Below are 21,441 nucleotides of genomic sequence, written 5' to 3' on the forward strand. Positions count from 1 at the left end.
GTCGTGTCCGTCAAGGTCTCCGACCACATCCTGGAGCGGCTGCGCGCCTGGGGTGTCGAATACGTCTTCGGCTATCCGGGTGATGGCATCAACGGGCTGCTCTCGGCCTGGGGCCGGGCCGACAACCACCCGGTCTTCGTCCAGGCCCGGCACGAGGAGATGGCCGCCTTCGAGGCCGTCGGCTACGCCAAGTTCTCCGGCCGGACGGCCGTCTGCGCCGCCACCTCCGGCCCGGGCGCGATCCACCTGCTGAACGGCCTCTACGACGCCAAGCTCGACCACGTGCCGGTGGTGGCCCTGGTCGGGCAGACCAACCGGAGCGCGATGGGCGGCTCGTACCAGCAGGAGGTGGACCTGCTCAGCCTGTTCAAGGACGTGGCCGCCGAGTACTGCCAGATGGTCACCGTGCCCGAGCAGCTGCCGAACGTGCTGGACCGGGCGATCCGCACCGCCACCGCCCGCCGCACCGTCACCGCCGTGATCGTGCCGGCCGACGTGCAGGAGCTGGACTACAGCCCGCCCGAGCACGCCTTCAAGATGGTGCCCTCCAGCCTGGGCTCCCCGCGCTGGCAGGTGCTGCCCGAGGCGGAGGACCTGAAGCGGGCCGCCGAGGTGCTCAACTCCGGGCAGAAGGTGGCCATGCTGATCGGCCAGGGCGCCCGCCAGGCCCGCCCGCAGGTCGAGCAGGTGGCCGAGCTGCTCGGCGCGGGCGTGGCCAAGGCGCTGCTCGGCAAGGACGCGCTGCCCGACACCCTGCCGTACGTGACCGGCGCGATCGGACTGCTGGGCACCCGTCCGTCCTACGAGCTGATGCGCGACTGCGACACCCTGCTGACGGTCGGCTCCAGCTTCCCGTACACCCAGTTCCTGCCCGAGTTCGACCAGGCCCGGGCGGTGCAGATCGACCTCGACCCGTTCATGGTCGGCCTGCGCTACCCGTACGAGGTCAACCTGGTCGGCGACGCCGCCCGGACGCTGGACGCGCTGCTGCCGCTGCTCGAGCGCAAGGAGGACCGCAGCTGGCGGGAGACGGTGACGGGCAACACCGAGCGGTGGTGGGAGGTGATGCGCGGGCGGGCCGAGGTGGAGGCCGAGCCGATCAACCCCGAGTGGGCGGTGCACTGCCTGGACGGGCTGCTGCCCGAGGACGCGATGGTCACCGCGGACTCCGGCTCGGCGGCCAACTGGTACGCCCGGCACCTGCGCTTCCGCGGGACGATGCGCGGCTCGCTCTCCGGCACGCTGGCCACCATGGGCCCCGGGGTGCCGTACGCGATCGGGGCGAAGTTCGCCCACCCTGGCCGGCCGGTGATCGCGCTGGTCGGGGACGGCGCGATGCAGATGAACGGCCTGGCCGAGCTGATCACGATCGCCAAGTACTGGCGGGAGTGGGAGGACCCCAGGCTGATCGTCGCGGTGCTGGACAACCGGGACCTCAACCAGGTGACCTGGGAGATGCGGGCGATGGAGGGCGCGCCGAGCTTCCTGCCCTCACAGGAGCTGCCGCCGGTGGACTACGCGGGCTTCGCCACCTCGCTCGGCCTCGGCGCCGAGGACGTCACCGAGCGCGGCCAGGTGCCGGAGAGCTGGGAGCGCGCGCTGGCCGCGGACCGGCCGTACCTGCTCCAGCTGCACACCGACCCGGCGGTGCCGCCGATCCCGCCGCACGCCACCTGGGACCAGATCAAGGCCGCTGCGGCCTCGGTGCTGCACGGCGACCCGGACCGGGCCGGCATGGTGCGGCAGGGCCTCAAGGCCAAGGTGCAGGAGCTGGTGCCGGGCCTCGGGAGTCACCATGGGCGCCGCTGAGAGCTCTCGGTTCGGCGCGACGCGGATCGGGCGGCGGCCGGGGAGGGCCGGGCCGAGCCTGCCGCGGCCGGGGGAGGGCCTGGTCGGGGCGCTGCTGGGGAACGTGCGGACGGGGCGGTTCCAGCGCTCGCTCGCGCTGGCCACCGGGCTCGGCTCGCTGGTGACCGGCGCCGAGATCTTCCTCGAGCACGACCGGGCCGGCTTCGGCAACAGGGTGATGTGGTGGCCGGTCGTGCTCGGCCCGATCGGCGGCGCGGCCGGGCTGGCCGGGGCGGCCAGCCCGCGCGCGGCCAGGACCCTGCTGCCGGTCGCCTCGGCGGCGATCGCCGCCAACGGGCTGCAGGGCACCTGGCTGCACGTGCGGGGCATCGCGCAGAAGCCGGGCGGCTGGGCGATGGCCCGGTACAACGTGGAGCTCGGGCCGCCGCTGTTCGCGCCGCTGCTGATGAGCATGGTCGGCGGGATGGGCCTGGTGGCGGCGGTGCTGCGGCGGGAGGGGACGGCGGATGAGTGAGCGGAGCGGCCGAGGGCCGGGCGGGGTCGCCGCCGGGTGCGGGCCGGCGGCCCGCGGGCGGCACGGCGCGGCGGGGGAGGCGTGATGGCCGGGCGTGGCGGGAGCGAGCGGCGGACGGGAGGCGACGGGCGGGCCGAACGGTTCCCCGGGTACGACGTGCTCGGGCAGGCGAAGCACTGGGACGGGGCGACGGCCTCGGTGGTGCTGGCCCGGGCCGGCGGGCCGCAGCCGCCGCTGCGGTTCTTCACCCCCGCCGAGGAGGCCACCGCGCGGGCGCTGCTCGACCAGCTGCTCGACCGGCCGGCGGTGCCGGTGCTGGCGATGATCGACGCCCGGCTGGCGGAGCTGCAGACCGACGGCTGGCACTACGCCGACATGCCCATGGACGGCGAGGCCTGGCGCCGCTCGCTCGCGGCGCTGGACGCGGACGCCGACGGCTCCTTCGCCGCGCTCCGCCGGGTGCAGCAGCACGCGCTGGTCGGCCGGATCCAGGAGATGAGCGGCGAGCGCTGGCACGGCCTGCCCGCCCAGCACGTCTGGAGCCTGTGGACCCGCTACGCCTGCACCGCTTACTACTCCCACCCCGAGGCCTGGAACGAGATCGGCTTCGGCGGCCCCGCCCACCCGCGCGGCTACCTGCGCCTCGGGGTGGACCAGCGCGAGCCCTGGGAGGTGCGGGACGTCCGGAACGAGCCGCCGCGCCCGCCGGACCGGGAGCCGCCGAAGCCGCCCCCGCCCGCCACCGACCCCGGGCGGCACTCGCGGCTGCGGGCCGCCGCCGAGACGGTGGCCGCCAACGCCCGGGCCGAGCGCGAGGTGCGGCGGCGCAACCTCTCCGCCTGGCTGCTGCCCGAGCACGGCGAGGGCTTCGACCACAGCCTGCGGCGGGCGATGCGCCGCCACCGGGAGAGCGAGGAGGTCGACCTGGTGATCGTCGGGTGCGGGGCCGGCGGCAGCCTGCTCGCCCAGCGGATGGCCCGGGCCGGCTGGTCGGTGGTGGTGCTCGAGGCCGGCCCGTTCTGGGATCCGCTCAAGGACTGGGTGAGCGATGAGGCCGGCTCGCACCACCTCTACTGGACCGAGCCCCGGGTGATCTCCGGCACCGACCCGGTGCCGCTGGGCTCCAACAACTCCGGCCGGGGCGTGGGCGGTTCGATGGTGCACTTCGCCGGGTACACCCCGCGGTTCCACCCCTCCGACTTCGAGACCCGCACCCGGGACGGGGTCGGCGCCGACTGGCCGATCAGCTACGCCGACCTGCGCGAGCCCTACCGCCGGCTGGAGCAGGAGCTGCCGGTGGCCGGCCAGTACTGGCCTTGGGGCGAGCCGCACCCCTACCCGTACGCCCCGCACCCGGTCGGCGGCAACGGCGAGGTCTTCCTGCGCGGGGCCGCCGCGCTCGGCATCCAGGCCCGGGTCGGCCCGGTGGCGATCACCAACGGCCGGTTCGGCCGCCGCCCGCACTGCATCTACCGGGGCTTCTGCCTCCAGGGCTGCAAGGTCAACGCCAAGGCCTCCCCACTGATCACCCACGTGCCCGACGCGCTGATCCACGGCGCCGAGATCCGGGACGGCTGCATGGCCTCCGGCATCGAGCTCGGCCCGGACGGGCTGGCGTGCGGGGTGCGGTACTTCCACCACGGCCGGGAGCACCTGCAGTGGGCCCGGACGGTGGCGGTGGCCGGGTACGCGATCGAGACCCCGCGCCTGCTGCTCAACTCCACCAGCCGGCGCTTCCCCGAGGGCCTCTGCAACGACCACGACCTGGTCGGCCGGTACGTGATGGTGCAGGGCGCCCCGCAGACCTCCGGCCGGTTCGAGGAGGAGATCCGCGCATACAAGGCACCGCCGCCCGAGGTCACCACCGAGCAGTACTACGAGACCGACCCGGCCAAGCCCTACAAGCGCGGCTTCGCGATCCAGAACATCTCGCCGATGCCGATCACCTGGGCCGAGCACGTGGTCGCCCAGGGCCACTGGGGCGCCGACCTGCGCGCCTACCTCTCCGACTACGTGCACTGGGCCACCTTCGGCGCGATGGCCGAGCTGCTGCCCCAGCCCGACAACCGCGTCACGCTGGCGGCGGAGACCGACCGCAACGGGCTGCCGGTAGCCGAGTTCGCCTTCTCGCAGTGCGAGAACGACCGGCAGCTGATCGCCGCCGCCCGCGAGGTGATGGAGTCGATCCTGCGCGCGGCCGGGGCCGGCGAGGTGATCACCATCGACCGGTACGCCCACCTGGTCGGCGGCTGCCGGATGGCCCGGCGCGCGGAAGACGGGGTGGTGGACCACTCCCTGCGCAGCTTCGCCGTGCCCAACCTGCTGATCACCGACGGCAGCGTGCTGCCGACCCAGGGCAGCGCCAACCCGGCGCTGACCATCATGGCCGTGGTCGACCGGGCTGCCGCGCTGCTCGCCGCCGGCGCCCGGGCCGGGACGCGGGTGCCGACGTGACCACCGACCGGAGGGCCCCGTCATGAGCGCGGTGGAGCGGATCGGGGCGCGGGTCTACACCGTGCCCACCGACGACCCGGAGGGCGACGGCACGCTGACCTGGGACAGCAGCACCCTGGTGCTGGTCGAGGCGGTGAGCGGCCCGCACACCGGGCTGGGCTGGACGTACGGGGCGGCGGCCACGGCGGCCGTGGTGCGGCAGGAGCTGGCCCGGCTGGTCACCGGGCGGGACGCGCACGACACCAGCGGCGCGCAGGAGGCGATGGGCCGGGCGGTGCGCAACACCGGCCGCCCGGGCCTGGTGGCCGGCGCGATCTCGGCCGTGGACCTCGCGCTCTGGGACCTGCGCGGCCACCTGCTGGGCCTGCCGCTGGCCACCCTGCTCGGCGGCGCGCCCCGGCCGGTGGCGGTCTACGGCAGCGGCGGGTTCACCACGTACTCGGCCGAGCGAGCTGCCCGGCAGCTGCGGTACTGGACGGCCGGGCAGGGCATCCCCCGGGTGAAGATCAAGATCGGCGAGTCCTGGGGCGGCTGCGAGCGGCGGGACCTGGAGCGGGTGCGGGCCGCCCGGGCCGTGATCGGTGACGAGGTGGAGCTGTACACCGACGCCAACGGCGGGTACCGGCGCAAGCAGGCCGTCCGGGTCGGCGCGGCGCTGGCCGAGGAGGGGGTGCTCTGGTACGAGGAGCCGGTCTCCTCCGACGACCCGGCCGGGCTGGCCGAGGTGCGGGCGGCCGTGCGGCCGGACGTGACGGCCGGCGAGTACGGCTACGACCCCGCCGCCTTCGCCCGGATGGTGCCGGTGGTGGACTGCCTGCAGGCCGACGCCACCCGCTGCGGCGGCCTGACCGGCTGGCTGCGGGCCGCCGCGCTGGCCCAGGCGTACAACCTGGACGTCTCCGCGCACTGCGCGCCGCACCTGCACGCCCACGCGGCCGCCGCCGTGCCCAACTGCCGCCACCTGGAGTGGTTCCACGACCACGTCCGGGTCGAGCGCCTGCTCTTCGACGGCACCCTCGACCCCGGCGGCGGCACCGTCACCCCCGGCGCCGACGGCTCCCCGGGCCACGGCCTGCGGTTGGCGCAGGAGCGGGCCGCGCCCTACCGGACGGGCTGAGGCGATGCCTGGGCCGCGCGTGACGGGGTAGCCGCCGCAGTGGAGAAAGGAGGGCCCGATGACCCGGAACACGGCGGCGCTCTTCGACGTGGACGGCACCCTGCTGGACACCGCGTACCTGCACACCCTCGCCTGGTGGGAGGCACTGCTCCAGTACGACCGCGAGGTGCCCGCCGCGCGGGTGCACCGGGCGGTGGGGATGGGCGCCGACCAGCTGCTCGACCACCTGCTCGGCGAACACCGCGACCACGAGGAGGACGAGGCGATCACGGCGGCCCACGACGCGCTGTACGCCAGCTCCTGGCCCAAGCTGCGCCCGCTGCCGGGCGCCGCCGAGCTGCTCCGGGCCTGCGCCCGGCGCGGTTGGCGGGTGGTGCTGGCCAGCTCCGCCTCCGGGCGGGAACTGGAGGTGCTGCGGGCCGCGCTCGACGCCGAGGACGCCATCACCACGGCCACCTCCGGCGATGACGTGGCCGCCACCAAGCCCGCCCCCGACCTGGTGCACGCCGCCCTGACGGCCGCGGAGACCCCACCCGGACGGGCGGTCTTCGTCGGGGACACCGTCTGGGACGTGATCGCGGCGGGCGAGGCCGGGGTGCCCTGCGTGGCGGTGCAGAGCGGCGGCTTCGCCGCCCAGGAGTTGCTGGGCGCCGGGGCGGCCGAAGTGCACCGGGACACCGGCGAGCTGCTGGACCGTTTGGACGGCAGTCTGCTGGCCCGGCCGCCGGTCTGAGCGGGCTCCCGGGTCGATTCGGCGCTCAGGTGCCCCTGACAGGTGCGGGGGCCGGTGGGAGAGTTGGGGGAGGTGATCGGAGGTGCCGTGACCGCAGAGCCGGAAGCCGGCCGCCCGGGGGAGCCGGGTCGGGAGGAAGCCGCCGTGCGGGCGCTGACGCTCGCGGTGAGCCGGCTGCAGGCGGCGGCCGAGCAGACGCGGGCGGCGGCGCCGGGCCGCAGTGCGGTCGATCTGGCCATCGGGGTGCTGGCCGAGCGGTTGGGCCTCACGCCGGTGGAGGCGGCGGCGCAGCTGGCGGAGCTGGCGCGGGCGGCGCGGGTGCCGGTGGCCGTCCTGGCGGCGGACATCGTCGGGCAGGGCGCGGGAAGCACGCCGTCGAGGGTGGCCGAGCCGGCGGAGACGGGCTCGGGCGGTGGGGGGCCGGTGGAGTTCGGGGAGGGGGCGCCCGGGGACCTGCGGGAGGTGGGGGCGGGGGTGCTCGATCAGGTGCTGGGGGTGCTCGGGGCAGAGGTGGTGTTGGTCTGGCAGGTGCTGCCGGACGGGGCGCTCGGGCTGGCCGCGCAGGCCGGGTTGACAGCGGGGGAGGCGGTGGCCTGGGGGCGGGTGCCGCCCGGGGTGCGGACGGCGGCCGCGGTGGTGGCCTCGGGGGAGGAGGAATGGTGGCCGGACCGGCCCGGGGCGGGGGAGGTGTCGGTCAGGTCGGGGGCGCGGGTGGTGGTGCCGCTGACGGTGGGCGGGCGGCGGCGCGGGGCGCTGGAGGTGGTCTGGCCCGGCGCGGCGCCGGTGCTGGGGACGGCCGAGCGGCGGCAGCTGTACGCCCTGGCCGATCTCTGTGCCACGTTGCTGGGGGAGCCCGGACCGGTGCTGACGGTGGACGGGCGGGTGGCCGTGGTGGACGGCCTGCTGGAGGCGGCGCTGCTGCTGGACCCGGTGTCGGTGGACGGGGTGGTGGTGGACTTCGTGGTGCGGCGGGTCAGCCCGGCGTTCCGGGACCCGCTGGGCCGGCCGGTCGGAGAGCTGCTGGGGGTCACCTTGGCCGAGGCGTACCCCGTGGCCTGCGGGAGCGGGCTCTTCGACTGGGTGCTGCGGGCCCATGCGGCGGGCGTGGCCCGGCCGCCCGAGGAGCTGCGCCTGGTCTTCCGCACCGGCGCCTTCACCACACCCACCCCTGTGCGGCTGGCCGCCGCCCCCCTCGGCGGCGGCCTGCTGCTCAGCTGGCGGCTCGACCCGGAGCGGGTCGGGGCCGAGGAGCAGAACGCGCTGCTGCGGCAGGCCCAGCGGCTGGCCAGAGTGGCCGGGTTCGAGGAGGAGGCCGACACCGGCCGGCTGCGCTGGACGGAGGGCCTGGCCGAGCTGTACGGGCTCTCCCCGCACGCCGCCCCGCCCACCCTGGACCGGCTGGCCGGCCTCGCCCTGCCCGACGACCGGGCGGCCGTGCGGCGGCTGGCCGACACCGTGCGGCACGGCCGCCGGGTCTCCTCGGCGGTGTTCCGCACCGCCCGCCCGGACGGCGGCCACCGGTACGTCCGGGTGGTCGCCGAGCCGCTGCTCGACGGCCGGGGCCGGCTCACCGGGGTGCGCGGCGCCTGCCAGGACGTCTCCGCACTGCACCGCACCGAGGTGGCGCTCGGCGCCACCCGGGCCCGACTGGCCGACTCCGAGCAGCAGACCGCCGACAGCGAGCGCCTGGCGCTGGCCCTGCAGACCGCCATCCTGCCCGTCGCGCCGCCGCCGCTCGGCGAGCTCGGCCTGCGGGCGGCCGTCCGCTACCGCCCGGCCGCCCAGTGGGAGCGGGTCGGCGGCGACTGGTACGACGTCCTGGTGCTGCCCGACCAGCGGGTGCTGCTGGCCGTCGGCGACGTGGCCGGCCACGGCCTGGTGGCGGCCACCGGGATGGTGGCGCTGCGGCACGCGCTGCGCGGCCTGGCGGTGACCGGCGCGGGCCCCGGGCAGTTGCTGGAGTGGGCCAACCGGGTGGCGCTGCGCGAGCCCGGGCAGGTGACGGCCACGGCGGTCTGCGTGCTGTTCGACCCGGCCGACGGCCGGCTGCGCTGGGCCCGGGCCGGGCACCTGCCGCCGGTGCGGTACGGCGCCGAGGGCGGGCGGCGGCTGCCGCTGCCGCAGGGCGTGCTGCTCGGGGCGCTGGAGGAGGCCGAGTACGAGGAGCGGACGGCGCACCTGGGCCGGGGCGAGGTGCTGCTGCTCTACACCGACGGCCTGGTGGAGCGGCGGGACCGGCCGGTGGAGGAGTCGGTGGACGAACTGGTGCGGGCCGCCGGGGCGCCCGGCCCGGAGCTGGAGGCCTACCTGGACCGGCTGCTCGCGCTGAGCCCCTCGGACACCGAGGACGACACCTGCCTGGTGGCGGTGGGTGTGATCTGAGTTACTGGGCCGGGACGCGCCGGGGGAAATCCGTCGCAGTGGGTGGCGGGGGCGGGTACGGTCGCGAACGCTGTGCAGAACGTCCGAGTGTGAGAGTGGGTCAAGTCCATGGCGTGTCGTATCGGTGAGCTGGTCGTCGGTTGCCGGGAGCCGGAGGTGCTGGCGCGGTTCTGGTGCGAGGTGCTGGACTTCGTGGTCCTGGGCAGCGAAGAGGACGGCAGCGTCGAGATCGGGGCCCTGGACGGGTTCGGCGGCTCGCAGTCGACGATCTTCTTCAGCTACCGGGAGGAGCCGGAGCCCGGCAAGTCCCGCCTGCACATCGACCTGAACCCGACCGACCGCGACCACGATGCCGAGCTGGAGCGCCTGCTGGCGCTGGGCGCGCGGCCGGCCGAGATCGGGCAGACCGGGGAGGAGTCCTGGCACGTGCTGCTCGACCCCGAGGACAACGAGTTCTGCCTGCTCAGGGCGCGGATCAAGCCGGTGCCGGAGCCGGTGCCGGCCGCCTGATCGGGTCCGTTGGGGTGTCGGTCTCGGCGGTCTCGGCCGTCTCGTTGGTCTCCGCGGTCTCGTCGGTCTCGTCGGTCTCGGTGGCCAGGAGGTCGGTGAGGTCGGTGCGGGAGACCGTGCCGAGCAGGCGGCCGGCGGCCAGGACAGGGAGCCGGGGCCTGGCGTGACGGCGCATCAGGTCGAGGGCGCGGGCCGGGGCCTCGTCCGGGCCGACGCTCAGCGGGGTGCTCTCGCAGAGCTCGCCGACGGTGGTGGTGACGGGGTCGCGGCCCTCGGCGAGGGCGCGGATCAGCAGGTCGCGTTCGGTGAGCAGCCCGCAGAGCCGGCCGGCCTCGGTCACCAGCACCTCTCCGGTGTCGGCGTCCCGCATCCGCCGGGCCGCCTCGCGGACGGAGGCCCGGGCGGCCACGGTCAGCGGGTTGCCGGTCATGAGCTCTCTGATCCCGCTGCTCATGGCCGGCTCCCGGGGTTCGGTGCTGCGGCCCTGCGCCTGCCCGGGGAGGGGAGCGGGAAACCCGGTGGGCGCGGGCCGGGCCGGGCACCGCGCGGCGCGGCCGGGGACTGTCGGCCGGACTCGGGCGGGGGCGCGTCAGTGCAGCAGGGGGAGGACGGTGACCAGGGCGAGGAAGAGGACGGTGAGCAGGACGGCGCGGGGGTTGCCTAGGTTGAGGCTCCAGCCGATGCCGAAGCGCTTGGGGACGAGGAGGGCCGGGTCCTGGCGGTTGAGGTAGACGGTGCCGCCGAGGCGCCAGTGGCGGTCGTCGTCGGTGTGGACCAGGCCGGTGTCGGGTTCGGCGGGGGTGGTGGGGTCGGCGGGGAGGCGGCTGCCGCCCTGGCCGGTGCGGACGGCGACGGTGGTGAGGACGGCCAGGCCGAAGGCGACGGGGGCGAGGAGTGGGAGGGGGGAGATGGTGGTGGCGGCGGACCAGATGGAGCGGGCGGCCAGCAGGAGGGTGAGGTCGACGGCGGCGGCGAGGACCAGGAGGGCCGCGCCGAGGCGGGCGAGGTAGCGGCGGTGGCGGGCGGCGCCGGTGGCTGGGCGGGCCGGGTCGAGGTCGGCGCGGCTGCGGGCGGTGGCCCGGACGCAGGCGGACAGGACCGCGGTGACCAGGAGTTGGGCGAGCACCGGGGCGAAGGCGGAGAGCGGTGACTTGGCGGCGAACTGGTCGGCCGTGCCGTCGGCGCCGAAGTGGGTGGGGAGCCGGGCCGGCAGGTCGGCGTAGCGCAGGGCGCCGAGCACGGCCGTGGCGAGGGTGATCAGCAGGGCCGGGAGGGCCCAGAGCCACCGGACCGGGTGCGGGCCGGTGCGCAGCGAGGTGTCGGTGGCCACGCCCTGGCGCAGGCCCTCGTACCAGCCGCCGGCCTGCTTGGCTGCGAGCACCGCGCGGCGGGCCAGCACGTAGCAGGTGAGGGTCGCGGCCAGCGCGGCGAAGGCCGGGGCGAGGAGGAGGGCCGGGTGCGGCCGGGGGCCGGCGGTGGCGGCGAGGACGCAGCCGGCCGCGAGCACGGCGCCGCCGGAGAGGGCCAGGCGGCGGTGGTAGCCGCGGCGCTCGGCGGCGAGCACCGGTTCCTCGCGGCGGGCGAGCGGGATCCGGGCGCCGAACGGGAGGTCCGGTGCGGCGAGGGCCGGCATCAGCCAGGCCAGGAGCAGGACGAAGGCCGGGACGAGGATCCCGGAGACCACCATCGGCGTGTTCATGATTCCCCCTTGGTACCGAAGTCGGCGGCCGTGGCCGCGCAGGTGGCGAGCACCGTGGGCACGTCCAGACCCTGGGCCACCGCCTCGGCCAGCAGCGTGCGCAGCCGGCCGCTCCACTCGGCGGTGAAGGCGGGCTCGGCCGGGCCGGAGGCCGGATCGCGGCGGACCACCGCGCCGCTCTTGCGGTTGATCTGGAGCAGGCCCTCGCGGCGCAGCAGGTCGTAGGCCTTGGTGACGGTGTGGAAGTTGATCCCGAGGTCGGCCGCGAGCTGGCGGGTCGAGGGCAGTGCGCTGCCCCGGGCCAGCTCGCCCTCGGCGACGGCGAGCACCACCTGGTCCCTGATCTGCTGGTAGATCGGGACCTCGCTGCTCAGGTCGAGACTCAGGATCACGTCGGACACCCACCTGTCGGCTATCTGCTCTAGTACTTATAGAACAGCTAGCGTCGGCGGGCAAGGGGCGACTCTGCCGACCGCTACGCCGGCCACTTCTGACATGTTGCTGCCAGCAGGCTCTGTCGGGTCTGCCGGCGGCGTCGGCGCGGGTGCTGACAGGCTCTGAAGCCTCATTGGCTCTACGAGTTGAGGAGGCGTCAGATGATTTCTGTTCGGCACGCCCTGTCCCGGTGGGTGGCGGTGCTGGCCCTGGTGGTGGGTGGTCTCGCCGTGGTCGGCGCACCGGCGGCGCAGGCCGCACCGACTGCCCAGGCCGCACCGACTGCCCAGGCCGCACCGACTGCCCAGGCCGCACCGCGGGCCGGTGGTACGACGACGATCTGCGGCTACACCCAGGTCCCGGCCGGGTGGGCGATCACCAGCGAGGACTGGGCCGGCTGTAGCGGCTACGGCCTGTTCACCATCACCGACCTCTCGGGCCGCACCTCGATCGACGTCTGCTCCAATACGCCGATGCCGGGCGGCTGGGTCATCACGGCGATGCAGAACGGCTCCGTCTGCGGGAGCTACCCGGTCTACTCGCTGCTGAAGGTCACCGACCAGACCGTGCTCCAGGATTGCGGCCAGTCGCCGATCCCGGCCGGCTGGGTGATCACCGCGATCGCCGCCAACACGGCCGCCTGCGGCACCTACGGGACGTACACCGTGCTGCTGCCCTCCACCCAGACGACGCTCGACGTGTGCGGCGTCTCGGCGGTCCCGGACGGCTGGGTGATCACCACCACGCGGAGCGGGTCCGGGGCCGGCTGTGGCAGCTACCCGCTCTACTCGCTGCTGAAGGTGACCACGGAGACCGCCCTCCGGATCTGCGCCCAGGGCGACGTGCCGGCCGGGTGGGTGGTCACCGCCGTCCAGAGCAGCAACTCGGCCTGCGGTGCGTACCACTACTTCGGCATCGTCAAGGTCACCACCCAGACGAGCATGCAGGTGTGCGGCCCCTCGACGATCCCGGCCGGGTGGACGATCACCCGCCAGGTTTCCGGGTCGCAGTGCGGTGTACGTCACCTACCTCATCACCAAGACGGGTCCGTGATCGCCGGGGCGGGCTGAGCGGCTCCGGAGACGGAATGGTCTGCCGATCGGCCGGTGGGCATTGAGGCTGGTCGGCGGGGGTGGCTACGGTGAATTCCGGGCGCCCCCGTACCTTGCACGTCTCTGGAAGGAGCCCACTGTGCTCACCTCCGTCCGTCTTGCCCGGGATCCCCTCGGGCTCTTTCGAAGTCTGGCTGCGGAGGGGCCCCTGGTGCCCCTCCGGGTCGGGCCGTTCAAGGCCCTGGTGGTCACCGATCCGGAGCTCGCCGGGGAGTTGCTCGCCGACGACCGCACGTACGACAAGGGCGGGGCGCTGTACGACCGGATCCGGGAGCTCACCGGTGACGGTCTGGTCAGCTGCCCGCACCGGCAGCACCGGCGTCAACGCAGGCTGCTGCAGCCGGCGTTCAGCCGGGCCAGGATTGCCGGCTACACCGAGGTGGTGAGCGGGCGGGCGGCGGCCGTGGCGCTCGCCTGGCGGGAGGGGCGCCCGGTCGATCCGCTGGCCGAGATGCTGGCGCTGACCACGGGATCGCTGGTCGAGACGATGTTCGCCGGAGAGCTGACGGAGCGTCAGATCGTGTTGGCAGTGGCGGACTACGGCACCGTGCTGGACGGGCTGTACGTGCGGGCGGTGCTGCCCCGGGTGCCGGCGCGGATCCCGGTGGCCGCCAACCGGCGGTACCGGCGGGCCGGGGCGCGGCTGCGGGCGACGCTGGCCGGCGTGGTCGCGGAGCGCCGGCGCTCGGGGTGGACGGCGGGGAACGACCTGCTCTCCGCGCTGCTGGCCCCGGGGGAGAGCGGAGGGGCCGGGTTCGGCGATCGGGAGCTCTGCGACCAGCTGGTGACCTTCCTGGTCGCGGGCTCCGAGACCACGGCGGTGGCGCTGGCCTGGGCAATCCACTTCCTGGCCGCCGACCGGGAGTTGCAGCGCCGGGTGCAGGCCGAGGTCGACGGCCGGGGGCTGGACGGGCGGGCGATCGGCGGCGCGGACCTGGCGCGGCTGCCGCTGACCCGGAACACTGTGCTCGAGGCACTGCGCTACTACCCGCCGGGGTGGCTGTTCAGCCGGGTGACCATGCGGGCCACCGTGCTGGGCGGGCAGGCCGTGCCGGCCGGCCGGACGTTGCTCTACAGCCCGTACCTCGTGCACCACCGGCCCGAGTCGTACCCCGACCCCGAGCGGTTCGACCCCGACCGGTGGGCGTCCGAGGCCCGGCACCGGCCGCCGCGCAGCGCCTTCCTCGCCTTCGGCGCGGGCGCGCGCAGCTGCATCGGCGAGCAACTCGGGCTGGCCGAGGCCGTCCTGGTGCTGGCCACCCTGGCCGCGCACTGGGAGTGGACCGAACTCCCGGACTCGGACGCCACGCCGGTGGCCGCCGTCTCGCTGCGGCCCAAGCGGCTGCGGGTGCGGCCGACCGCGCGAGTCCGGGGAGTCGTGCCGGCGGCGCAGCCGTGACGGCCGGGCCGCCGGAGCTGGTGATCCCCTTCCCCAGTCGGATCAGCCCGGACTACGAACGGGCCCGGGAGGCCCACCTGGCCTGGCCGCGCTCCTTCGGGCTGCTGCCGGGTGCGGCCGAGGCGGCGTGCCATCTCCTGGGTGACTACGCGGGGTTGGCGGCGCGGTTCCATCCCCCGGCCACCGGGCGGGACCTGGACCTGGCCGTGGACCAGCAGAGCTGGTTCTTCCTCTTCGACGACGGCTTCGACGGGCCGCTCGGGCGGCGGCCGCACCAAGTGCGGGCGGTGGTGCGCGGGTTGGCTGCAGTGCTGGCCGGCAAGCCTGGCGTGGACCCGCTGGAGCGGGCCTTCGCCGATCTGCGGCGGCGCAGCTGCCGTGGGATGTCCGGGAGTTGGCGGCTGCGCTCGGCGCTCGCCTGGCGGGAGTACTTCACCGGCCACATCGCCGAGGCGCTGGCCCGGCGGGAGGGCGTCAGGTACTCGCTCCGGCAGTACTTCGAGATCCGGCGGGCCACCATCGGGGTGCTGCCGACCCTCGACCTGGGCGAGCGGGCCCGGCACGCCGAACTGCCCCGGGCGATCCACCGCCACCGGGCGCTGGAGGAACTTCGCACGCTGGCAAGCGACATCGTCGTCATCGACAACGACATCACCTCACTGGCCAAGGAGTGCGCGGCAGGCGAGGTCAACAACGCCGTGCTGCTGCTGCGGCGGGACCGGGGCTGCTCCACGGCCGCCGCCATCGCCGAGCTGCGGGCGCAGGCCCGGGCCCAGCTCGACTGCTTCGAGCGGGCCCGGCTGCGGCTGACCGGCGGGCGTGCCTACCAGACGCTGCCGGTGACCGAGCGGCAGTGGGTGGACGGCTACCTCGCGGACGGGCTGCAGGCGATCGTCCGGGGCGCGAGCGACTGGCACCGGCTGTCGAGGCGGTACGTGCCGGGGTAGGGGGTCGGTCGGCAGGCTTTCCGAAGACACCGTGGGTCGACCTGCGCTGCAGCGTCCCCGACGCCACCGGCGTGGGCGCTGCCGCCCTGCGCGGCCGGTGGTGGGTCAGCCGAGGTCGTGGGCGGCCAGGGCGGCGCGCAGGGTGAGTTGGTCGGGGCCGCGGGCGGCGTCGAGGCCGGTGAGTTCGGCGGCTCTGCGCAGGCGGTAGTCGACGGTGTTGGGGTGCACCTGGAGGCGGGCGGCGGCCTGGCGGCGGTCGAGGCCGGCGCCGAGGAAGGCGCGCAGCGTGTCGAGGAGTTCGGGCCGTTGGAGGAGGGGGGTGAGGCGGGCGGCCAGGCGGTCGCGGGCCGGGCCGGGGCGGCTCAGCTGGTACTCGAGCAGCACGTCGTCCAGCAGGTGGAGCCCGGGGCCGCGCCCGGCACCCGCGGCCAACTCGCGGATCTCGCCGACCAGGCGGGCCGCGGCGGCCACGCCGGCCGGCGGTGCGGCGGCGGCCGCCGCCAGCAGTTCGCCGCCGCAGGCCCGGCCGAGGTCCTCGACCAGCCGGGCCAGGGCGGGCCGGTCCAGGTCGCCGAGGTCGGTGGGGGCCCGGTCGGCGGGGAGGAGGACGAGGCCGCCGCTGCCGGAGAGGGCCGAGAGCAGGTCGCCCGGGAGCCGGCGTTGGAGTTCGCCGCGCAGGCGGCGGAGCTTGCGGCGGGCGGCCACGGCGTGGTTCACCCCGGGCAGCAGCTCGTCCGGGTGCGGGCCGACGGCCAGGCCCAGCACCACGTACCCGGGCGGGAGGGCGAGGCCGGCCCGGTCGGCGGCGGCCCGGGCGTCGCCGCCCGCGAGCAGGCTGGAGAGCAGGGCCTGGCGGGCCACCTGTTCGTCGCTCAGCGCCGCCTGCCGCTCCCGGACGTAGCCGGCCGCGACGGCGCAGCTCACCAGCCGGAGGTAGTCGAGCAGCCGGTGCTGGACGAGCAGCACGTCGGCCAGGTCGGCCGGCCCGGCGGCGGCGAGCACCCGGTCCGAGCACTCCTGGGCCCCGAAGTGGTAGGCGCCGACCACGGCTTCGAGCGGTACGCCCTCGTCCGCGCGCCGGGCCGAGGACTCGCTGATCCGGGCGAGCTCGGCCTCGTCGGGCAGGGCGCCGGTGCGCAGCACCTCGGTGAAGGCGCGGATGGCGCGGTCCACCTCGCGGGTGATCTCGCCGCGCAGCTGCTCGGAGGGCAGGGCGCCGTAGGCGGGCAGCGCCGCGACCAGACGGGCCAGCACGGCGGGGGCGAGGGCCGGGGCGGCGGCCCGGAGCAGCTCGTGGACGGGCACGCCGCCGAGCTCGGGCACCCGTTCGGGGCGTGGAGCTCCGGCCGCCCCGTCGTGCGCGGTCTCGTTGTGCGCGGTCACAAACCACCTCGCGAATCTCTGGGGTCCGGCCCGGGGACACCGGGCCGCACCGCCGCCATGATGTTTTCCGGGACGTTACCTACCAGTTGGTAACACGCCCGCCGACGGACCACCAGAAATCCCACCACCCGGGGGAGCCATGCGCCCGAAAACGTCCCGACTGCTCGCCGCCGCCGTCACCTCCGTCCTGGCCGCGACCGCCGCCGTCGCCACCGCAGGCCCGGCCGTCGCGGCGACCTCCACCGCCACCCGCGCCGCCACGGCCTCGGCCGACCCGTTCTACCGTTACGACGGCAGCGCCCCGCTGGCCTCGTTCGCGCCCGGCACCGTGCTGAAGACCCGCACCCTGCCGTACCACGTGCTGGGGCTGCCCACCCCCGTGCGGGCGATCCAGCTGCTCTACCGCACCACGGACGCCCAGGGCCGCCCGGCGGCCAACGTCACCACCGTGGTGCGCAGCCTGACCGGTGACACCGGCAAGGCGGTCTCGTACCAGTCCTTCTACGACTCGCTCAACCCGGCGGACGGCCCCTCCCGGGCCGTGGCCGGTGACCTGAGCTTCGGCGGGCTGATCCCGAACGCCGAGGCGCTCTTCCTGGTGCCGGCGCTGCTCCAGGGCTACAACCTGGTCATCCCCGACACCGAGGGCCAGACCGCCGACTTCGCGGCCGGCCCCGAGTACGGGACCAACACGCTGGACTCGATCCGGGCCGCCACCTCCTCCGCCGACACCGGCATGGGCGCCGACACCCGGGTCGGGCTGATCGGGTACTCCGGCGGGGCCATCGCGACCAACTGGGCGGCGGCGCTGGCGCCCTCGTACGCGCCGGACGTCAACCGCAGACTGGTGGGCTACACCGAGGGCGGGCTGCTGGTGGACGCGGCGCACAACCTCGAGTACGTGAACGGCTCGCTGGTGTGGAGCGGGGTGATCCCGATGGCGGTCATCGGCGCCTCGCGCTCCTACGGGATCGACCTGACGCCCTATCTGAGCGACTACGGCCTGTCGGTCTACCGGCAGTTGGAGCACGGGTCGATCACCGACGCCGTCGGCCACTACCCCGGGCTGACCTGGCAGAAGATGGCGAAGCCGCAGTACGCCGACCCGGATTCGGTGCCGGACTTCCTGATGGCCGTGAACAAGATCAACCTCGGCTCGGCGCCCACTCCGACCGCGCCCGGGTACATCGCCCAGGGCGGCGGCGGGGTCTTCGAGGGCACCTTCGGCAACCCGGCCGGGGTCGGCACGGGCGACGGCGTGATGGTGGCCGGGGACGTCCGGGCGCTCGCCCGGCAGTACTGCGCGACCGGCTCCGGCCCGGTCAAGTTCCAGCAGTACGACCTGCTGAGCCACGTCGGCGCCACGGTGCCCTGGGCGCCGCAGGCCTTCCTCTGGCTGAACGACCGCTTCGCCGGCAACCCGGCCCCGTCCGACTGCGGCCGGATCCCGGCCGGCAACTCGCTCGCCCCGGAGCAGCCGGCCGGCTGAGGCCAGTGAGGTGGTGCCGCCGGGGTGGTCAGACCGGCGGCACCAGGTCGCTCGCGCTGAGCGTGTAGCCGAGGTGGGGGTAGGCGAAGTCGGTCTCGGTGTTCTCGCGGCGGCGGAGGGCGTAGAACTCGCGCTGCTGCTCCTCCTCGGCCGGGGTGAGGCGGGCGCCGTCCGGGAGGCGGGGCGTGCCGTCGGTGAACCGGAGGCGGGTGCCGGCGGTCCGGAAGGTGAGGCCGAGCCACTCGTTGTCGGCGGCCTCGGGCGCTTTGTCCAGGACGATCCGGTGCCGGAAGCGGCGATTCGCCTCGAGGGTGAAGGTGACCACGCTGCCCTGGAGGAGGGGCAGTTCGAACTTCTCGCCGGTCGTTTTCGCCTCGAAGAGGAGCTTGCGAGGTGGGCCCGCGTCCGGGTGGCGGTAGCAGGAGAAGACGGCGATGGACGAGCCCTCGGCGAGGTCGAGGGCCTGGTCCGAGTGGGCGCCCATGGTGGTGTAGGCGTTGGTGTAGGTCTCGAACAGGGCGTTGTCCAACTCGGCAGGCAGCCCTGCGCGTTCGGCGATCCGGTCGGCCAGGTGGCGGTGCACCGGGCGGAAGTGCTGCGGCGGCGCGGCGTAGCGGGTGGTGGTGCGGACCAGCGGTACGTGACCGGCCGCGTCGGCGCGGGTGAGCACCGCGCCCCGGCGGCCCTTGCCGGTGGGCTCCAGGGCGGCGGAGTCGGAGAGCCCGGCGAACACCCCCGGGTCGGTCGGGAGTACGAACGCGGCGAATCCGTCCGGGAGTTCAGGCCACGGGTGCACGGTAGTCCCCCTCGTTCATGCTGAAGCCGAAGTCGTCGCCGTAGTGGACGAAGGCGGTGCTCCGGTTCTCCTCGGCGTACCGGCGGCGCAGCTCGTCCATGCCCTCCTGGGTGGGCGGCTCCAGCGGCACCAGCTGCCCGTGCCGGGTGAGGAAGGTCCGGCCCTCGCGGTGGACGGCCTCGGTGGCCGAGCAGCGCACCACGTACCCCAGGCGGGTCGGCAGCAGTGCGGCGTCCAGCGCGGCGGGCCTGATCTCGTGCGTGTAGCGGCGGTTGGTGGAGAGCGGCATGAAGAACACCGAGCCGGGGTGGAGCGTCACGGTGAACTGCGCGGGGATCGAGTCGTCCTCGGCGTCCTTGCGGCGGAAGTGGAGCCTGGTCAGCGCGCTGGTCCTCTTCAGGCCGTGGTCGAAGGGGTCGTCGGCCAGCGGGTGCAGCCCGTCGAGCCGGTCGTAGAAGGTGCAGAAGGCCATCACGCCGTTGGCCGGCATGTCCTTGGTCTTGTCGGCGTGCGAGGAGATCCTGGCCTTGGCCTGCTTGCGCTCCGCCGTGGCCGGGGTGTTGTGGTAGATCTGCGCGAGGACGTGGTTGAGCGGCGCGTGGCCGCGGAAGACGGTGGCGGCCTCGCGGTTCACGGCCTCGACGATCTCGGTGTCGGCGGGGCGGAAGCCCTCGGTCGGCCCCGAGAGGTTGGTCGAGCAGCGCAGCAGGCGGAAGGTGAGGTCGCCCTCGGCGGTGCGGGTGACGGGCGTCAGGTAGATCCCGCTCCGGTGGGCCGCCCCCGGCTTGTTCGACTCGGTGAGGGGCTGGAAGACGTGCTCGGCCTGCACACGCCCGAAGTGGTCCTCCGCAGGCTCGAAGTACCGGGGGTAGTACGCGCCGACCCCGTGCACCCGCCGGGGCACCCGGCCAAGGCCGACGACCGGCCACGGGCCACCGCCCCGCGACAGCTCGCGGACGGCGAACACCCTTGCCGCCGGCTCGAGCCGGCCGTCCTCGAGCTCGGCGAGATCGCCGGTGAGGTAGACCGTCCGGCCGGCGAGGTCGACCGCGCCGGAGGCGAGCTCGGCCGGGGAGACGGTGGTGCCGAAGAAGTCCGGTACTTCGCCGGACGGCGCGACCAGGACGTTGGCCGAGTCGTCGAGGCGGGCTTCGGCCGGCTCTGCTGCGTACATCGGTGGACACCCGTCGTCGTCTGGTGGGTAGTTGATGATCCCACGGGGTCTCAGGGCGGACAAAGGAGTTCCGGGCGCCCGGCGCCCTGGCGCCACGCTCAGTGCAATGTGTAATGTCACACGCCATGATGCTGAGCCCACGTGCCCCTCGTACCACCGGCCGTCCATCCACCGGCGCGCTGACCGTCCTCAGCGCCGTCACCGTCCTCGCCGCCCTGCTCGGCCCGGGCGTCGGCCCGGCCGCCGCCGAGACCGGCTGCCGGGCCGACACCACCGTGACCCCGGACCGGGAACAGGCCAGGCTCGCCGATCCCCGCACCTCGGCCCTGGTCGAGGGCGGTGGGTTCGGCACGTTCGTGCGCCGCTTCCCGGCCGCCCTGTGCACCGCCCGTACCGCCGCCGAGGCGCAGCAGCTGGTCGAGGACTGGGGGCAGGCGCTGTGGCAGTCGGCCGTCGACCGGGCGCAGGGCCGGCGTACCGGTGGGGCCCTGCCCGCCCAGGACGACCGGCCGCTGTACTGGACCCGGTTGGCGATGACCGCCCAACTCGCCCAGTGGCAGCCCGGTTTCACCATCGGCCGGGCCGCGCTGCGCCGCGCGTTCGAGGACGCCTCGCGCGGGCTGGTGGAGAACCAGTTCCGCGGCGCCCAGGGCGTGCGGCGCTACTTCGTCAGCGGCTTCGACCCCTTCGGCCTGGACGCCGAGCTGCGCCGGGCCAACCCCTCCGGCTCGGCCGCCCTGCAGCTCGACGGGCGCCGGATCACGCTGGCGGACGGCAGCCAGGCCGAGGTCCGCACGGTGGTGCTGCCGGTCCGGTACGGGGACTTCGACCAGGGGGTGGTGGACCGGGCCTTCGCCCCGCGACTGACGCCCGGGCCGCGGGCGGCCGACCTGATCACCACGGTCAGCCAGGGCTACCCGGGCCTGTTCACCCTGGAGGCCTGGGCCGGCCGGGCCCGCTCCGCCGACCCGTACCCCGACAACCTCGACGCGCTCGGCGGTGGCAGCTACGACCACCCCGCCGATCCGCCCGGCCTGGCCGCCGGCCCCGAGTTCATCCCGACCAGCCTGCCGACCGGTGCCATGACCGCCGTCCAGCAGCCCTACCCCGTGCTCCGCAACACCGAGGTCACCGAGATCCCGGCCGGCGGCACGGACCCCGTCCTCCGGGAGGACGGCCCGACCCCGGGCTCGCGCTCGGTCGAGGGCGGCGGAGGCGGCTACCTCTCCAACGAGGTCGCCTACCGGTCCAACCTGCTCCGGCTGGCCCTGGCGCCCGGGACGCCCGGCGGCCACCTGCACACGCCCGTGCTCACCGGCCTGCCGGCCGACCCCGCCCAGCTGACCGGCCCGGAGTTCGAGCAGGCCGAAGCCGGGATCACGGGGGAGGTGCTGGACATCCTGCGCCACACCGCGCCTTGACCGCCGAGCAGGGCCTGCCCGGGCTCACCGACTGATGAGTCGTCAGGGACTCAGTCGGTGAGCAACA

At 75.1% G+C, this 21,441-nt stretch carries 18 protein-coding genes; 12 read left to right on the forward strand and 6 right to left on the reverse strand.

Annotated elements, in window-relative coordinates:
• The first annotated feature begins 3 nt into the window (after positions 1-3).
• The 7 genes from CFP65_RS35685 to CFP65_RS35715 all read left to right on the forward strand — a co-directional run bounded on the left by CFP65_RS35685 (position 4) and on the right by CFP65_RS35715 (position 9,519).
• Positions 4-1,809 (forward strand): thiamine pyrophosphate-requiring protein, encoded by a 1,806-nt coding sequence (locus CFP65_RS35685; RefSeq protein ID WP_104820059.1) that lies wholly within the window; start codon positions 4-6, stop codon positions 1,807-1,809.
• The gene (locus CFP65_RS35690; RefSeq protein WP_254552740.1) at positions 1,796-2,323 is read left to right on the forward strand and encodes a hypothetical protein; all 528 of its coding nucleotides are present in this window, start codon (positions 1,796-1,798) and stop codon (positions 2,321-2,323) included. The genes CFP65_RS35685 and CFP65_RS35690 overlap by 14 nt, the downstream gene beginning before the upstream one ends.
• Before the next feature lie 84 nt (positions 2,324-2,407).
• Positions 2,408-4,777 (forward strand): GMC family oxidoreductase, encoded by a 2,370-nt coding sequence (locus CFP65_RS35695; protein ID WP_104820060.1) that lies wholly within the window; start codon positions 2,408-2,410, stop codon positions 4,775-4,777.
• 22 nt (positions 4,778-4,799) lie between these two features.
• Complete coding sequence (locus CFP65_RS35700; protein ID WP_104820061.1) at positions 4,800-5,894, forward strand: enolase C-terminal domain-like protein; 1,095 nt, start codon at positions 4,800-4,802, stop codon at positions 5,892-5,894.
• Between the two features lie 58 nt (positions 5,895-5,952).
• Positions 5,953-6,627, forward strand: a complete 675-nt coding sequence (locus tag CFP65_RS35705; protein ID WP_104820062.1) for an HAD family hydrolase — start codon at positions 5,953-5,955, stop codon at positions 6,625-6,627.
• Between the two features lie 87 nt (positions 6,628-6,714).
• The gene (locus CFP65_RS42285; protein ID WP_158702539.1) at positions 6,715-9,009 is read left to right on the forward strand and encodes a PP2C family protein-serine/threonine phosphatase; all 2,295 of its coding nucleotides are present in this window, start codon (positions 6,715-6,717) and stop codon (positions 9,007-9,009) included.
• Positions 9,010-9,117: 108 nt separating this feature from the next.
• The gene (locus CFP65_RS35715; protein WP_104820064.1) at positions 9,118-9,519 is read left to right on the forward strand and encodes a VOC family protein; all 402 of its coding nucleotides are present in this window, start codon (positions 9,118-9,120) and stop codon (positions 9,517-9,519) included.
• Here CFP65_RS35715 and CFP65_RS35720 read toward each other — a convergent pair.
• The 3 genes from CFP65_RS35720 to CFP65_RS35730 form a co-directional block, all read right to left on the reverse strand.
• Positions 9,485-9,973 carry a CBS domain-containing protein gene (locus CFP65_RS35720; protein WP_104820065.1) on the reverse strand — a complete coding sequence of 163 codons (489 nt, stop codon included), beginning with the start codon at positions 9,971-9,973 and terminating at the stop codon, positions 9,485-9,487. The two genes, CFP65_RS35715 and CFP65_RS35720, sit on opposite strands and share 35 nt — an antisense overlap.
• A 135-nt stretch (positions 9,974-10,108) precedes the next feature.
• The gene (locus CFP65_RS35725; protein WP_104820066.1) at positions 10,109-11,218 is read right to left on the reverse strand and encodes a DUF1648 domain-containing protein; all 1,110 of its coding nucleotides are present in this window, start codon (positions 11,216-11,218) and stop codon (positions 10,109-10,111) included.
• Positions 11,215-11,619, reverse strand: a complete 405-nt coding sequence (locus CFP65_RS35730) for a GntR family transcriptional regulator (RefSeq protein WP_254552741.1) — start codon at positions 11,617-11,619, stop codon at positions 11,215-11,217. The genes CFP65_RS35725 and CFP65_RS35730 overlap by 4 nt, the downstream gene beginning before the upstream one ends.
• A 195-nt stretch (positions 11,620-11,814) precedes the next feature.
• Between CFP65_RS35730 and CFP65_RS35735 the strand changes: the two genes are divergently transcribed.
• The 3 genes from CFP65_RS35735 to CFP65_RS35745 all read left to right on the forward strand — a co-directional run bounded on the left by CFP65_RS35735 (position 11,815) and on the right by CFP65_RS35745 (position 15,111).
• Positions 11,815-12,723, forward strand: coding sequence for a hypothetical protein (locus CFP65_RS35735; RefSeq protein WP_158702540.1), 909 nt, complete (start codon positions 11,815-11,817; stop codon positions 12,721-12,723).
• Positions 12,724-12,844: 121 nt separating this feature from the next.
• Positions 12,845-14,164, forward strand: a complete 1,320-nt coding sequence (locus CFP65_RS35740; RefSeq protein WP_305778268.1) for a cytochrome P450 — start codon at positions 12,845-12,847, stop codon at positions 14,162-14,164.
• Complete coding sequence (locus CFP65_RS35745; RefSeq protein ID WP_104820069.1) at positions 14,161-15,111, forward strand: pentalenene synthase; 951 nt, start codon at positions 14,161-14,163, stop codon at positions 15,109-15,111. Before CFP65_RS35740 ends, CFP65_RS35745 begins: the two co-directional genes overlap by 4 nt.
• 105 nt (positions 15,112-15,216) lie before the next feature.
• Here CFP65_RS35745 and CFP65_RS35750 read toward each other — a convergent pair whose 3' ends face one another.
• Positions 15,217-16,494 (reverse strand): helix-turn-helix domain-containing protein, encoded by a 1,278-nt coding sequence (locus tag CFP65_RS35750; protein WP_104820070.1) that lies wholly within the window; start codon positions 16,492-16,494, stop codon positions 15,217-15,219.
• Positions 16,495-16,633: 139 nt separating this feature from the next.
• Here CFP65_RS35750 and CFP65_RS35755 point away from each other — a divergent pair, with 139 nt between their 5' ends.
• Positions 16,634-17,983 (forward strand): lipase family protein, encoded by a 1,350-nt coding sequence (locus tag CFP65_RS35755; RefSeq protein ID WP_104820071.1) that lies wholly within the window; start codon positions 16,634-16,636, stop codon positions 17,981-17,983.
• A 28-nt stretch (positions 17,984-18,011) separates the two neighbouring features.
• Here the strand turns inward: CFP65_RS35755 and CFP65_RS35760 are convergent, their stop codons facing one another.
• The gene (locus CFP65_RS35760; protein WP_104820072.1) at positions 18,012-18,779 is read right to left on the reverse strand and encodes an alpha-ketoglutarate-dependent dioxygenase AlkB; all 768 of its coding nucleotides are present in this window, start codon (positions 18,777-18,779) and stop codon (positions 18,012-18,014) included.
• The gene (locus CFP65_RS35765; RefSeq protein ID WP_104820073.1) at positions 18,763-19,953 is read right to left on the reverse strand and encodes a hypothetical protein; all 1,191 of its coding nucleotides are present in this window, start codon (positions 19,951-19,953) and stop codon (positions 18,763-18,765) included. The genes CFP65_RS35760 and CFP65_RS35765 overlap by 17 nt, the downstream gene beginning before the upstream one ends.
• Positions 19,954-20,078: 125 nt before the next feature.
• Between CFP65_RS35765 and CFP65_RS35770 the strand changes: the two genes are divergently transcribed.
• A complete protein-coding gene (locus CFP65_RS35770) occupies positions 20,079-21,374 on the forward strand; it encodes a pyroglutamyl peptidase (RefSeq protein ID WP_104820074.1) in 1,296 nt (431 codons plus the stop codon).
• Positions 21,375-21,441 lie beyond the last annotated feature (67 nt).

This window comes from Kitasatospora sp. MMS16-BH015 (genome assembly GCF_002943525.1).
Classification (GTDB): domain Bacteria; phylum Actinomycetota; class Actinomycetes; order Streptomycetales; family Streptomycetaceae; genus Kitasatospora.

Excerpts from the sequence above, each read along its gene's own strand:
- CFP65_RS35690 (WP_254552740.1), top strand. The coding sequence starts at position 1,796 with ATGGGCGCCGCTGAGAGCTCTCGGTTCGGCGCGACGCGGATCGGGCGG.
- CFP65_RS35695 (WP_104820060.1), top strand. The coding sequence starts at position 2,408 with ATGGCCGGGCGTGGCGGGAGCGAGCGGCGGACGGGAGGCGACGGGCGG.
- CFP65_RS35700 (WP_104820061.1), top strand. The coding sequence starts at position 4,800 with ATGAGCGCGGTGGAGCGGATCGGGGCGCGGGTCTACACCGTGCCCACC.
- CFP65_RS35705 (WP_104820062.1), top strand. The coding sequence starts at position 5,953 with ATGACCCGGAACACGGCGGCGCTCTTCGACGTGGACGGCACCCTGCTG.
- CFP65_RS35715 (WP_104820064.1), top strand. The coding sequence starts at position 9,118 with ATGGCGTGTCGTATCGGTGAGCTGGTCGTCGGTTGCCGGGAGCCGGAG.
- CFP65_RS35720 (WP_104820065.1), bottom strand. The coding sequence starts at position 9,973 with ATGAGCAGCGGGATCAGAGAGCTCATGACCGGCAACCCGCTGACCGTG.
- CFP65_RS35725 (WP_104820066.1), bottom strand. The coding sequence starts at position 11,218 with ATGAACACGCCGATGGTGGTCTCCGGGATCCTCGTCCCGGCCTTCGTC.
- CFP65_RS35735 (WP_158702540.1), top strand. The coding sequence starts at position 11,815 with ATGATTTCTGTTCGGCACGCCCTGTCCCGGTGGGTGGCGGTGCTGGCC.
- CFP65_RS35755 (WP_104820071.1), top strand. The coding sequence starts at position 16,634 with ATGCGCCCGAAAACGTCCCGACTGCTCGCCGCCGCCGTCACCTCCGTC.
- CFP65_RS35765 (WP_104820073.1), bottom strand. The coding sequence starts at position 19,953 with ATGTACGCAGCAGAGCCGGCCGAAGCCCGCCTCGACGACTCGGCCAAC.
- CFP65_RS35770 (WP_104820074.1), top strand. The coding sequence starts at position 20,079 with ATGATGCTGAGCCCACGTGCCCCTCGTACCACCGGCCGTCCATCCACC.